We start from the raw sequence: 13,378 nt of genomic DNA, 5'->3' as shown, positions 1-13,378 counted from the left end.
CCGCGGCGTGGCCTTCGCGGGCAAGCCTCGCTCCTACAGGACCCAGGGTGGCCGCAGATCATGTGCCCGACGCAAACCCCGTAGGAGCGAGGCTTGCCCGCGAAGAGGCCGGACCTGCCTACACCAGACTCTCGCGCACCATCTCCAGAAACGTCGCCACCACCCGCCGCGAACTCTGCTCGCGCAAGCACACCAATGTCTCGGTCAATCGCCGTGTGCAATCGGTAATCGGCAACGCACACACCCGCGAATCCGCGCCGAACTCGGCCGCCGACACCACGCCCACCCCAATCCCCACCACCACCGCCTCACGCGCCGCTTCCCGACCCTCGACCTCAATCGCCGGCCGAATGCGAAACCCGGCCCGGGCCATTTCCTCTTCCAGGGTCTGGCGCGTCACCGAGCCGGTTTCCCGCAGCACCAGCGGCGTGTCGTCCAGGTCCGCCAGGCAGATGGACTCGCGGTCAGCCCACGGATGATGGCGTGAAACAAACGCCACCATCGGGTCATTGCGCAGCGGCAACGAGATCAGCCGTTCGTCGCTGACATCACGTCCCAGCAACGCCAGGTCAGCCTGATAGTTGAACAGGCGAAACAGCGATTCATCGGTATTGCCGGTTTCGATTTTCACGCTGATGCCGGGGTAGCGCTCGCAGAAGCGGGCGATCTGTGGCAGCACATGCACCGGCGCGTCCACCGCCAGAATCAGGCTGCCGGTCTGCAGCGCCTGGGAGGCCTGCAGCAACTCCTGGGCCTCGGCCTCGATGACGAACAGGCGCTGAGTGACGCTCAACAGGCGCTCGCCCAGGTCGGTCAGGCGTACCGAGCGCTTGTTGCGGTGGAACAACAACACGCCAAAGCGCTCTTCGAGTTTGCGCACTTGGTCGGAAATCGCCGGCTGCGTGAGAAACAGCCGCTCGGCGGCTCGGGTGAAGCTTCCGTGGACGGCCACGGCGTGGAAGGCTTTGAGCTGGGCGTGGGAAACCGACATCGAAACCTCCAGTAACAAGCTGAGCTTATATTTGAAATACGATAAATCGATTTCACTTATTAATCAGTAATTGTTTTTATCGACCTCAGCCCCGCTGACTGCTCAGTCGACCAGCAGCCGTGGCCATGAGCCTGCGCGTGCAATAGCAGGACTCATCTGACCGGTATCGCCTCAGGGAAGCAGCGATATCGCAGTGCAAAACAATAAAAAAACAGGCGTTTTCTTCCAATTCTGCCGGCACACTCACACCCTGAGGTCAGAACCACAATGAACAACCCTATCGGCACCATCAAACGTTGGCGCGTGCAGATCTTCGCGATCACCTGGCTCGCTTACGCTGCCTTCTATTTCACCCGCAAAGCCTTTTCCGTGGCCAAACTGGGGATCGCCGAAGACCCCAGCTTCACCCTCGACAAAATGGCCATGGCCAACCTCGACGCCATCTACCTGGCTGCTTATGCCATCGGGCAATTCACCTGGGGCATCCTCGCCGACCGCTTCGGCCCAAGGGTCGTGGTGCTGGGTGGCTTGGTGATTTCCGCCGCCGCGGCGCTGGTGATGGGCAGCTTCGCCACCTTGCCGATCTTCGCCACCTGCATGTTGATCCAGGGCCTGGCGCAGTCCACGGGATGGTCGGGATTGTGCAAGAACATCGGCAGCTTTTTCCCCGCCGAACAGCGCGGGCGGGTGCTGGGGCTATGGAGTTCCTGCTACGCCTTCGGCGGTCTGGTGGCCTCGCCGTTCGCCGGCTGGTGGGCCTACACCCTGATCGGTACCTGGCACGCGGCGTTCATTTCCAGCGCGGCGGTGGTCGGCCTGGTGGCGTTGCTGTTCTTCATTTTCCAGCGCAACAAACCCGAGGACGTCGGTCTGCCGGCGGTGGAACCAGAGCCCGAATTGACTGCCGACGAGGCTTACGCGCAAAGCAAGATCAGCGTCCTGGAACCGCTGCGGGAAATCCTGCGCAACCGCACGGTGCTGGTGTTGGGGCTGGCGTACTTTCTGCTGAAACCGGCGCGCTACGCGATCCTGCTCTGGGGACCGGTGATCGTCTTCGAGCAGATGCCCTCGGTGGGCAAAGTCGGCGCGGCGATCATTCCTACCGCGTTCGAACTGGCCGGGTTGCTCGGGCCGATCCTGCTCGGTCTGGCCTCCGACAAACTGTTCGGCGCCCGGCGCATGCCGGCCTGCGTGATCAGTCTGCTGGTGCTGACCGTGTCCCTGGCGCTGTTCATGGGCGCACTGCACACCGGCAGCGTGATGCTGGTGGTTGCCCTGCTGTTTGTCATGGGCCTGACCCTGTACGGACCGGACTCCATGATCAGCGGCGCGGCCGCCATCGATTTCGGCACCGCCAAGGCGGGCGCGACGGCCGCCGGATTCGTCAACGGTTGCGGCTCGGTCGGGGCGATTCTCGGTGGATTGCTGCCGGGCTACTTCGATTCCGTGACCGTATTCATCGTCTTCGCCGGCTGCGCGATGTTCTCCGCGCTGGTGTTGATCCCGCACTGGAACAGCCGCCCGGCTGCCCTGCTTGCCGAAAGCGTATCCGTGCCGAATCGGCCGATGAGCGTAAAACCCCTGCGTACTTAAGGATTGACCCATGAGACCTTTCTGGCTGGAACAGGCGCTGGCGGCCGAGTCCTGCGCGCCGTGCGAACCCTTGGCGGGTGCCACCCGCACCGATGTCTGCATTGTCGGCGGTGGCTACACCGGATTGTGGACCGCAATCATGCTCAAGGAACAGAACCCCGAACTCGACGTGTTGCTGATCGAGGCGGACATTTGTGGGGCGGGCGCCAGTGGTCGCAATGGTGGCTGTGCGCTGTCGTGGTCGGCGAAATATTTCACCCTGCAACGGTTGTTCGGTGTCGAAGAAGCGGTGCGCCTGGTCAAGGAGTCCGAGCGCAGCATCTACGCCATCGGCACGTTCTGCGACCAGTACGGCGTGGATGCCGACTACCGCCTCGATGGCACGCTCTACACCGCCACCAACCGTGCCCAATGCGGTTCGACCGACGCGGTGATCGCGGCACTGGAGCGCAACGGCATCAACTCGTTCACCCAGCGACCGGTGGCGGATGTGCAACGCATGGCCGGTTCCGGCAAACACCTGGAGGGCTGGTTTTCTCCGGCTGCGGCCAGCGTGCAGCCGGGCAAACTGGTGCGCGGCTTGCGTCGGGTCGCCTTGCAACTGGGGGTGAGAATTCACGAGCACACCGCCATGACCGGGCTGCAGGAGGGCCGCCCGGCGACGATTCAAACCGCCAACGGCAGCATCCGCGCCGACCGGGTGGTGCTGGCGATGAACGCCTGGATGGCCCGGGCATTCCCGCAATTCGAGCGCAGTGTGGCGATTGTTTCCAGCGACATGGCGATTACCGAGCCACGGCCGGACCTGCTCGACGAGATCGGTTTGACCAGCGGGGTCACGGTGCTCGATTCGCGGATTTTCGTGCACTACTACCACAACACGCCGGACGGCCGGATCATGCTCGGCAAGGGCGGCAATACTTTTGCCTATGGCGGACGGATGTTGCCGGTGTTCGATCAGCCATCGCCCTATGCCGGTCTGTTGAGGCACAGCCTGAGCGAGTTCTTTCCGGCGTTTGCCAAGGTGAACGTCGAGGCGACCTGGAACGGTCCCTCGGATCGCTCGGTGACAGGCTTGCCGTTCTTCGGCCAGATGAGCGCCAGCGGCAACCTGTTCTACGGTTTCGGTTATTCCGGCAGCGGGGTCGGCCCCTGTCATATGGGCGGGCAGATTCTCGCCTCGATGGTCCAGGGCCTGGACAATGCCTGGACCCGTTCGCCGCTGGTCAACGGTCCTTTGGGCTTTTTTCCGCCGGAGCCGATCCGTTACTTAGGCTCACTGCTGGTGCGCAACGCGATCCGGCGCAAGGAGCGCGCCGAGGATCACGGGCGGCGGCCACGGCATCTGGACGTGCGCCTGGCGAAGTTCGCCGCAGCGGCGGGCAAGGCCGACAAGGGCTGAGAGCGTCAGGGCGTGAGGTCCGAGCGATTCAGCAGCCAGTCCAGCAGCAAGCGAGTGTCGCTGCGAGGTTCACGGGGGCGGGCAGGTTCAGGCGTGTGAATCTGCCCCAGGCCGACACACAGCACCGGACGGTCCGGATCGCTGTCGAGAAAGCTGATCAACACCTCGCTGCCAGCCTTTGGCAGTCTGCCGGGATCGATCCAGCCCTCCGGCGTTGTAACGGCGAGCGGCAGCCAGAGGCCGCCGGACTCATCCGGATCGGCGTGCGTCGTTGGCCACAGCCTGACCTGCATTCGGCCGCGATCGTCCAGCTCGGGCGGTTGCCCGAGCTGGCCAAGCACCCGGGCTGGCTGATAGCCCGGAATGCTCGGCCTGGCCTGCTTGAGCGCCGGGCGGAATTCCGTTGACCAGGGAATGGCGCTGAACCGATTGCGATACATCAGGGCACTGCTGTCCCGGGCCGGAGTCGAAGGCTGTCGCCCCTGGTGGCGGGTCTCGGTGAGCAGCCATTGATCGTTGAAACAGGAGAGCGGATGCGCGGTCACCTGGACGATCCGCGCGCTGCGCATGGCACCGTGGTTGCTTTGGCCATGGACCTGCTGCTGCAGGCAGCGCAGGCGCTGCAACTGTCGGCGGCTGCGTTGCTCCTGGCCGGGATCGGGCCTGGCCATTCCCGGCGCAGTCTTGCCTAAGGCATGGTTGGCCGCGCCATCGCCGGCATTCTGCGCGCCACGGTTGCTGGCATCCCTTCGCGGGTGCGAGGGCAGGGCGTCATGGCGCTGAAACAACTCACTGATCGCCGGCCGCGTATTGTCCAGCGGGGCGTCAGCCTGGAAAGGCGTCAGCAGCGGCTCCTGGGGGAAACTCAGGCTGTCGTCGGCCAACACCAGCACATGCCCGTCGCGGTGATGGTCGAAGTGATAGTGAATGCCTTCTTCCTCGCACAGGCGCTGCAGCAACGCCAGGTCGCTCTCCTCGTACTGGATGCAAAACGGTCGCAGCGGATAGTGCCCGTTCGCCAGTTCAAAACGATAGCTGCCAGCGGGCAGGTCATGGTCCTCCAGTAGCTGGCGCAGGATCATCGGCACGCTGAGGTCATGGAAGACCCGGCGGCGGCTGTTGCGGTCCAGTGCCTGCAGGTAGGGCACCATCACCATTTTGTAACCGACCCGTTGCGCACCGCGGTATTCGTGACTGGCGCTGTGGAGGATGCCGTGAAAACCCTGGCCATGCCCCAGGCTGAGGAACGACGGCTGTTGCAACAACTGGTCGAAGGGCATGGCCGGCGGCAGGCCGATCACCTCGACCTCGAATCGATAGGGCTGGTTGAGGGCTTCATGCCCGCTGAACTGCACCACCTGAAAACTCAAATCGTCCTCGAGCAGTGTCAGGGTGAAGGGGCTTTCCTTGTCGTTGAGCATCGAATGCGCTTCTGCCATGGAATACAGGCAAAGAGGGTACGAAACCATGGCCCTTATAGTCACCGCAAATCGACGATTCAGAAACGCCCTACAACCAGCGGTGAAGATGTCGATTCATGACCCGATCGAGCGGGTGGATTTTTTGGTCGATTGCCAACTTTAGGCCGTATAAACTTGCGCAAAGCGTCGGCCAATAGATGTTTCGGCGCCACAGATAAGAGAGTGAGTAATGGGCGCACAGTGGAAGGTTAAACACAAAGAAGCGGCATCTAACGCCAAGGGCAAGATCTTCGGCAAACTGGTGAAAGAAATCACCATTGCCGCGCGTAACGGTGCCGATGTAGCGACCAACGCGCACCTGCGGCTGGTGGTCGAGCAGGCGAAAAAGGCTTCGATGCCCCGGGAAACCCTGGAACGTGCGATCAAGAAAGGCTCGGGCCAGCTGGGCGAGACCGTGCAATACCATCGCGTGACCTACGAAGGCTTCGCACCGCATCAGGTGCCGCTGATCGTTGAATGCGTGACCGACAACATCAACCGCACCGTCGCTGAAATCCGCGTCGCGTTCCGCAAGGGCCAGCTCGGCGCTTCCGGTTCGGTGGCCTGGGATTTCAACCATGTCGGCATGATCGAGGCATCCCCGGACACCCCGGACGCCGATCCGGAAATGGCAGCCATCGAAGCCGGCGCCCAGGATTTCGAGCCGGGTGAAGACGGCGCGACCCTGTTCCTGACCGAGCCTGCGGACCTCGATGCGGTACAGAAAGCACTGCCGGAACAAGGCTTCACGGTGTTGTCGGCCAAGCTGGGCTACCAGCCGAAGAACCCGGTCAGCGGCCTGAGCGACGAGCAGATGGCTGAAGTCGAGGCGTTCCTCGAAGGCCTGGATAACCATGATGATGTGCAGGACATGTTTGTCGGGTTGGCGGGTTGATCTGTACTTTCATTGATAGCGATGTTGTCTGGCAGGCCCTCTTCGCGAGCAAGCTCGCTCCCACAGTTGACCGAGTCGGCAGGACGAACGCGGACTAATGTGGGAGCGGGCTTGCTCGCGAACGACCGCGCAGCGGTCACCCACTCTTCAACTCCCGCACAATCTCGTCGAACCCCGGCCGCGCCAGCACCTGCGGCTGACAGCAACGCCGCTGCAAATCCTCCAACCGCCCACGCCCCTCATCGCTCAACCCCGCATCAACCCGCTCCAGCAGCTCCCCCAGCAGAACCCCGAACGCTCGCACCTCGATCCGTTGCAATGCGCGGCTTTCAAAGGTGTCCGCGGTGGCATGAAAGGACGCTGCACCAAAGTCCCCCAGCAGGCAATCACCTTGCTCGTTCCACAGAATATTGTGGCCATAGAGGTCGCCGTGGGTGATGCCCTGGCGGTGCAGATGTTCGGCCGCTCGCGCGATACCGCTGGCGATCCGCAAGGCCACGCCAGCGCTGAACCGGGTCTCGTTGGCGTAGACGTCCCGGCTGCAGGACGCCAGGCTCGGCAGCCCGGCCAGGTTGCGGTAAGCCGGATCGATCAGCTCCATCACCAGCCCGGCCTGCGCTTGCGGATGCCCGACGATCCGCCCTTCGATCCGGATCAGGTGGGGGTGCAGGCCTGCGGTGATGCACGCGTTCATCTCATGCAACGGCGAGCCATCGCTGGTCATTTCGCCCTTGTAGAGTTTGACCGCGACCTGGGTGGCCGGTTGCCCCGGCTGTTCCCATGCGGCCCGGTGAATCACCCCCGAAGCACCTTCGCCCAGTTGCAGCTCCGGGCGCAGTTGCGACCAGGGGATGCTCGCGGTCGCTTCAAGGGCGCCCGCATCGGCTTCGGTTTCCAGCGGGTTACCGGCGTAGGCCAGCCAGGCCAGGCTCGGCAGGGTCAGCAACCACTCGGGAAGTTCGGTCAGCCGGTTGGCGGCGATGCGGATCAGCTCGAGTCGATGACAATGACCCAGGCTGTCGGGCAAACGCTGCAAGCGGTTGCCGGCCAGCATCAGTTTTTGCAGGTGCGGGCGTTCACCCAACTCGGTCGGCAGCTCGCTGATGTGGTTGTCGGTCAGGATCAGCCAACGCAATAACGGTGGCAGGGCGGCACCTGGCACTGTTTCGATGTGATTGGCCTTGAAGCCGACCATGGTCAGCGCGGCGCATTGGCCGAGGCAGGCGGGGAGTTCGGTGAACAGATTGTCCGAGCAGAACAGCACCCGCAAACGGCTGAGCCGGTGCAAGTCGTCCGGCAAATGGGTCAAGGCGTTGCCGCTGAGGTTGAGCACCTCCAGGGAGTCCGCCAGGTCGAAGATTTCCCGGGGAAACTCCGTCAGGCCGCAGGCGAGATCGAGGCGGGTGACGCCCGACAGTTGGCCGGCGCGCAGTTGGGCAAGGGTGTCCATGTGCAGATTCGCTATTGATCGAGGGGAGGGCTCGGCGCCCTGGGAATGGGCGCCATGATAGCTGCAAAAATGTGACGCCATTGTGGGAGCGGGCTTGCTCGCGAAGAGGCCAGCGGCCTCGCTGAAGATCAACCTTTGCGAACCCGCAAACTGCGCCACAACGCTCCAACCATCAACACACTCACCAGCGCCCAACCCCAGGCCTGCTGGTTCTGCAGCCCCTCCTGATACAACTGCGGTGCAATCCCGGCGCCGATGATGAAGGTCAGCAGGGCAATCTCCCGACGCGGCACGCTCACCGGGCGGCACAGGTAAACCAGTGCTGGCAGGATAAAAGCCACACTCGGGAAGCTGCGATAGCGCGGATCGAACACCAGTTCCAGCATCGTCACCGCCGCGGCGAACCCTGCTGCTGCCAGCCACCAGCCAGCCCGACGTTCCAGAACATGGAATGCCCGCCCACGCCAACCGGTACGTGCGCTCAAGGTCAGTGCCGCATGGGCCAGCACCAGCAGGTTCAGTGCCGTCAGCAACCCGACCCACAACCACTCACTGGCAAAACGGGTAGTGACACGGGCCAGGTCACCCCAGGCGCCGATCGAGCAGGCGGCCAGTGCACCGAGCAGTGGCAGAACCAGCGCCGCGCGCGTGCTGCGTACACGACCGCCGAGGATCAGCGTGCCGAGGAAGATCAAGCCGCCGACCGCCAGCCACTGTGACCAGTACGGTACGTTCGACACCGGACCTGCCAGCACGCCCTTGTCCTGGCGATCGGCATCGAACAGCCCCCAGTACCCGCCGACCGCACCTTCGCTCGCGCGTTTCCACGGTTGGTCGAAGGCTTCGATCAGGTTGTAATGCCAGCCTTGCTGCTCGGCCATGATGACAAAACCGCGAATGAACCTGGCTTCATTGGCCCGGCTTGGCAGGGCGGTTTCGCGCTGACGGCCTTCGCTCGGCCAGCCGGTTTCGCCAATCATCACGTCCTTGGGTGCGAACCTGTTGCCGAATACCTGACGCACTTCGGCCACATGCTGCAGGGCAGCGTCGATGTTCGACGGATCATCTTCCCAGTACGGCAGCAAATGGATGGTCAGGAAATCCACTGCCGGCGCGACTTCCGGGTGCTTGAGCCAGAACTCCCAGACGTCGGCATAAGTGACAGGCTGTTTGACCTGGCTTTTGACTTTATTAATCAGCCTGGCCAGTTGCGCTCCGGTGATTTCCTTGCGCAACAAGGCTTCGTTGCCGACGATCACCGACGTCACCACGTCCGCGTTGGCGTTGGCCGAGGCGATCAGCAGGTCGACCTCTTTCTCGGTGTCCACCGGGTTGCTGTTGACCCAGGCACCGATCATCAACTTCAGACCGTGCTTGCGCGCCAGATCGGGTAGGGCTTCAAGACCGGTCATGGAATAGGTGCGAATGCATTCGAAGCTTTTGGCCAGCAGCGCGAGATCGGCGTCCATGCGCTCGGGGCGTAACTTGAATGGCACATCGAACGGCGACTGGTCCTTGTCGAACGGGGTGTAGGAGGCACATTGCAGCTTGTGCGTCGCGCTGGCCACGTCCGGCAGAATCACGGGTTTGCCGAGGCCGTACCAGAAGCCACCCAGGGCAAAAAGCCCCAGCAGGCAGGCAAACAGATAAGCAAAAAAAGGAAAGCGCGATGTCGCGGGCATGGTCAGGCCGTCTGGGAGCAAAGCCGCGCATATTACCTGCATTTGCCGCGTGCCTGGTGGCTTGCATGATTTTGACATGCAAAGTTCGGGCGGATTGGCCGGCGGACTTTCGGTGGTCTGGATTAATGGCTTTCTGATGTCGTTTCTCGATGCCTTGAGGTCGCTGGCAGAGCAGGTCGCTGTTGTCGTCAGGTTGATTATCGAGGCGTCAGTGCTCTCATGGAAAAATCGCGCTGATGTTCGAACGAGTTTGCGGTGGGGCGTGATGGGGCGCTGCGCACCATAACAATACGTTGACGCGACTCGGCATCCGTCGAGCGCAGCACTTTCGGGGAAGTAACGATGAAGATGCGACGACTTTTAGGCGCAAGTGCCGCTCTGGCGCTTGCGATCGGCTCCACCCAGGCGTTGGCTGCGAAGGGAGCCGTGACCATCGGTTACGTCGACGGCTGGTCCGATAGCGTTGCGACCACCCATGTGGCAGCCGAAGTGATCAAGCAGAAACTCGATTACGACGTGAAGTTGCAAGCGGTCGCCACCGGGATCATGTGGCAGGGTGTCGCCACAGGCAAACTCGACGCCATGCTCTCAGCCTGGCTGCCGGTGACTCACGGCGATTACTGGACCAAAAACAAGGATCAGGTGGTCGACTACGGCCCGAACTTCAAGGACGCCAGGATCGGCTTGATCGTGCCGGAGTATGTCAAAGCCAAGTCGCTTGAAGATCTGAAAACCGACGACAGCTTCAAAAAACGCATTGTTGGCATCGACGCCGGTTCGGGCGTGATGCTCAAGACCGAGCAAGCGATCAAGGACTACGATCTGACCGGGTATCAGCTCAAGGCCAGTTCCGGCGCCGGCATGATTGCCGAACTGACCCGTGCCGAGAAGAAACAGGAATCCATTGCCGTCACGGGTTGGGTGCCGCACTGGATGTTCGCCAAGTGGAAACTGCGCTTCCTGGACGACCCGAAAGGCGTTTATGGCGCGGCTGAGACCGTGAACAGCATCGGCAGCAAGGGCCTGGAAGCCAAGGCACCGGAAGTGGCCAAGTTCCTGAAGAACTTCCAGTGGGCATCGAAAGACGAAATCGGCGAAGTGATGCTGGCGATTCAGGAAGGTGCCAAGCCTGAAGTTGCCGCGAAGGACTGGGTGGCCAAGCACCCGGAACGCGTTGCGGACTGGACCAAATGATTTGAGCTGACCCGTCTGGTCGGCACCTCCCAGGGCCGTTCGGCATTTATGCCGAGCGGCCTTTGCTTTTCCATGTGGGAGCGGGCTTGCTCGCGAAGGCGTTGTGTCAGTCAACATAGATATCGACTGACACAACGCCTTCGCGAGCAAGCCCGCTCCCACATTGTTAAATGCATGCTGGAAAATGGCGATTCCGTCATGTCGTTCTAATACTAAGGTCGTCTGGAACCTGTTCCGCAGCCGCATAGAGTGGATGACGTTGCAACTTCATCTGTGCTGCGAGGATAAAAACAATGAACGACAGCATTTACCTCTCGATTCAAAACAGCCCGCGCTTCAAGGAGCTGGTTAGCAAGCGAGAAAGGTTCGCCTGGATTCTTTCGGCGATCATGCTTGGGCTTTACTCCGGATTCATCCTATTGATTGCTTACGGGCCACATATCCTGGGCGCGAAAATCAGTCCTGAATCGTCGATTACCTGGGGCATACCCATTGGTGTCGGGCTGATTCTCTCGGCCTTTATCCTGACGGCTATCTACGTACGACGCGCCAATGGCGAATTCGACGACCTGAACAATGCGATTCTCAAGGAGGCTCAGCGATGATCCGGCGTCTAATGGCTCTATTGAGCATCGCAGCCTTTGCACCTGGCGCCTGGGCGGCTGAAGCACTGACCGGCGAAGTGCACAAACAACCGCTCAACGTGTCCGCGATCCTGATGTTCGTGGCGTTCGTCGGCTTGACCCTGTGCATTACCTACTGGGCCTCCAAGCGCAACAATTCGGCGGCCGACTACTATGCGGCGGGCGGCAAGATCACCGGCTTCCAGAACGGCCTGGCGATTGCCGGTGACTACATGTCCGCGGCGTCCTTCCTGGGTATTTCCGCCCTGGTGTTCACCTCCGGCTACGACGGCCTGATCTACTCGATCGGCTTCCTGGTGGGCTGGCCGATCATTCTGTTCCTGATCGCCGAACGCCTGCGTAACCTGGGTAAATACACCTTTGCCGACGTGGCCTCCTATCGCCTCGGGCAAACCCAGATCCGCACGTTGTCCGCTTGCGGTTCGCTGGTGGTGGTAGCGTTCTACCTGATCGCGCAGATGGTCGGTGCCGGCAAGCTGATTCAGCTGCTGTTCGGTCTCGACTATTACGTCGCGGTGATCCTGGTCGGTATCCTGATGTGCATGTATGTGTTGTTCGGCGGCATGCTGGCGACCACTTGGGTGCAGATCATCAAGGCCGTGCTATTGCTGTCCGGTGCCTCGTTCATGGCGCTGATGGTAATGAAGCACGTCAACTTCGACTTCAGCGCGCTGTTCTCCGAGGCGATCAAGGTTCACCCTAAAGGTGAGGCAATCATGAGCCCGGGCGGTCTGGTGAAAGACCCGATCTCCGCGTTCTCCCTTGGCCTGGCACTGATGTTCGGTACCGCTGGCCTGCCGCATATCCTGATGCGCTTCTTCACCGTGAGTGACGCGAAAGAAGCTCGCAAGAGTGTGCTGTATGCAACCGGGTTCATTGGTTATTTCTACATTCTTACCTTCATCATCGGCTTTGGCGCCATCCTGCTGGTCAGCACCAACCCGGCCTTTAAAGATGCGGCTGGCGCGCTGTTGGGCGGCAACAACATGGCGGCGGTACACCTGGCCAATGCGGTGGGTGGCAGTATTTTCCTGGGCTTTATCTCGGCGGTAGCGTTCGCGACCATTCTGGCAGTCGTTGCCGGCCTGACGCTGGCCGGTGCCACGGCGGTGTCCCACGACCTTTACGCCAGTGTGATCAAGAAGGGCAAAGCCAACGACAAGGATGAGATCCGCGTCTCGAAAATCACCACCATCTGCCTGGGTGTGCTGGCGATCGGTCTGGGTATCCTGTTCGAAAGCCAGAACATCGCATTCATGGTGGGCCTGGCGTTCTCGATCGCGGCGAGCTGTAACTTCCCGGTGCTGTTGCTTTCCATGTACTGGAAGAAGCTGACCACACGTGGTGCGATGATCGGTGGCTGGTTGGGTCTGGTGAGTGCTGTTGGCTTGATGGTGCTTGGGCCGACCATTTGGGTGCAGATTCTGCATCACGAGAAGGCGATCTTCCCGTATGAGTACCCGGCGCTGTTCTCCATGGCCATTGCATTTATCGGGATCTGGTTCTTCTCGATCACGGACAAGTCTACGGCCGGGGTCAAGGAGCGGGCGCTGTTCTTCCCGCAGTTTGTTCGTTCGCAGACGGGGTTGGGGGCGAGTGGGGCGGTTGCTCACTAAGGCTTCGGGTTTCTATATATAAGCGGAGCTGGACGAAATGCCCTGGTCGAGAGATCGGGGCATTTTTTTATGGGCGGTTATCGTCCGCTATGGGGTCATGACTTGCCCGCGATAATGGCCTGGCGCCGACCAACATTTTGCGGGTTTACCTGATCCATTGTGGGAGCGGGCTTGCTCGCGAAGGCGGCCTGGCAGGCGACCCTTTTCTTTCAGGTGTACATATCCATTCCTGCGGCAACGGCCACTTAGGGTTTCGCCCTTACGGCGACTCACTTTTTTTTCAAACGCCAAAAAAAAGTAAGCAAAAAAAGGCTCGCCCCAAGCGTCCGGCCCCTCGCTAAGGCTCGGCGTTCCTTCGCTCCGGTATTCATCCGGGGACACTGCCCGCAGGTTGGCTTCGCGACGACCTACATGCAGCGTGTTCGACTGCGTCGAACGGCGCTGCGCGCCA

The 13,378-nt window shown here is 61.4% G+C and carries 10 protein-coding genes; 6 read left to right on the top strand and 4 right to left on the bottom strand.

The window, feature by feature from the left end; translation table 11 throughout:
* Nucleotides 1–118: 118 nt before the first annotated feature.
* Nucleotides 119–991: a LysR family transcriptional regulator gene (locus F8N80_RS04970; RefSeq protein ID WP_150746763.1), complete on the bottom strand. Its 873-nt coding sequence runs from the start codon at nucleotides 989–991 to the stop codon at nucleotides 119–121.
* Between the two features lie 267 nt (nucleotides 992–1,258).
* On the opposite strand from F8N80_RS04970, the gene F8N80_RS04965 reads away from it, so the two are divergent.
* Nucleotides 1,259–2,584 (top strand): MFS transporter, encoded by a 1,326-nt coding sequence (locus tag F8N80_RS04965; protein ID WP_150783338.1) that lies wholly within the window; start codon nucleotides 1,259–1,261, stop codon nucleotides 2,582–2,584.
* A gap of 10 nt (nucleotides 2,585–2,594) precedes the next feature.
* Nucleotides 2,595–3,986 carry an FAD-dependent oxidoreductase gene (locus F8N80_RS04960; protein WP_150783337.1) on the top strand — a complete coding sequence of 464 codons (1,392 nt, stop codon included), beginning with the start codon at nucleotides 2,595–2,597 and terminating at the stop codon, nucleotides 3,984–3,986.
* A 5-nt stretch (nucleotides 3,987–3,991) separates the two neighbouring features.
* On the opposite strand, the gene F8N80_RS04955 is transcribed toward F8N80_RS04960, so the two are convergent.
* The gene (locus tag F8N80_RS04955) at nucleotides 3,992–5,407 is read right to left on the bottom strand and encodes a type VI secretion system Vgr family protein (protein WP_150746766.1); all 1,416 of its coding nucleotides are present in this window, start codon (nucleotides 5,405–5,407) and stop codon (nucleotides 3,992–3,994) included.
* Nucleotides 5,408–5,636: 229 nt separating this feature from the next.
* Between F8N80_RS04955 and F8N80_RS04950 the strand changes: the two genes are divergently transcribed.
* On the top strand, nucleotides 5,637–6,341 hold the full coding sequence (locus F8N80_RS04950; RefSeq protein ID WP_150746767.1) for a YebC/PmpR family DNA-binding transcriptional regulator: 705 nt from the start codon (nucleotides 5,637–5,639) through the stop codon (nucleotides 6,339–6,341).
* Nucleotides 6,342–6,477: 136 nt separating this feature from the next.
* On the opposite strand, the gene F8N80_RS04945 is transcribed toward F8N80_RS04950, so the two are convergent.
* Both F8N80_RS04945 and F8N80_RS04940 read right to left on the bottom strand, forming a co-directional pair.
* Nucleotides 6,478–7,791 (bottom strand): protein kinase, encoded by a 1,314-nt coding sequence (locus F8N80_RS04945; RefSeq protein WP_150746768.1) that lies wholly within the window; start codon nucleotides 7,789–7,791, stop codon nucleotides 6,478–6,480.
* Between the two features lie 128 nt (nucleotides 7,792–7,919).
* Nucleotides 7,920–9,515, bottom strand: coding sequence for a glycoside hydrolase family 17 protein (locus F8N80_RS04940; RefSeq protein ID WP_150746769.1), 1,596 nt, complete (start codon nucleotides 9,513–9,515; stop codon nucleotides 7,920–7,922).
* A 300-nt stretch (nucleotides 9,516–9,815) separates the two neighbouring features.
* Between F8N80_RS04940 and F8N80_RS04930 the strand changes: the two genes are divergently transcribed.
* The 3 genes from F8N80_RS04930 (at nucleotide 9,816) to F8N80_RS04920 (ending at nucleotide 12,927) form a co-directional block, all read left to right on the top strand.
* Nucleotides 9,816–10,667 (top strand): glycine betaine ABC transporter substrate-binding protein, encoded by an 852-nt coding sequence (locus F8N80_RS04930; protein WP_150746771.1) that lies wholly within the window; start codon nucleotides 9,816–9,818, stop codon nucleotides 10,665–10,667.
* Nucleotides 10,668–10,960: 293 nt separating this feature from the next.
* Nucleotides 10,961–11,272, top strand: coding sequence for a DUF485 domain-containing protein (locus F8N80_RS04925; RefSeq protein WP_150746772.1), 312 nt, complete (start codon nucleotides 10,961–10,963; stop codon nucleotides 11,270–11,272).
* On the top strand, nucleotides 11,269–12,927 hold the full coding sequence (locus F8N80_RS04920) for a cation acetate symporter (protein ID WP_150783336.1): 1,659 nt from the start codon (nucleotides 11,269–11,271) through the stop codon (nucleotides 12,925–12,927). Before F8N80_RS04925 ends, F8N80_RS04920 begins: the two co-directional genes overlap by 4 nt.
* The last annotated feature ends 451 nt before the right edge of the window (nucleotides 12,928–13,378 follow it).

This window comes from Pseudomonas fluorescens (assembly GCF_902497995.1).
Lineage (GTDB): Bacteria > Pseudomonadota > Gammaproteobacteria > Pseudomonadales > Pseudomonadaceae > Aquipseudomonas > Aquipseudomonas fluorescens_BK.
The sequence above is the reverse complement of the archived record's forward strand: the minus strand, read 5'-3'. Positions and strand labels throughout refer to the sequence as shown.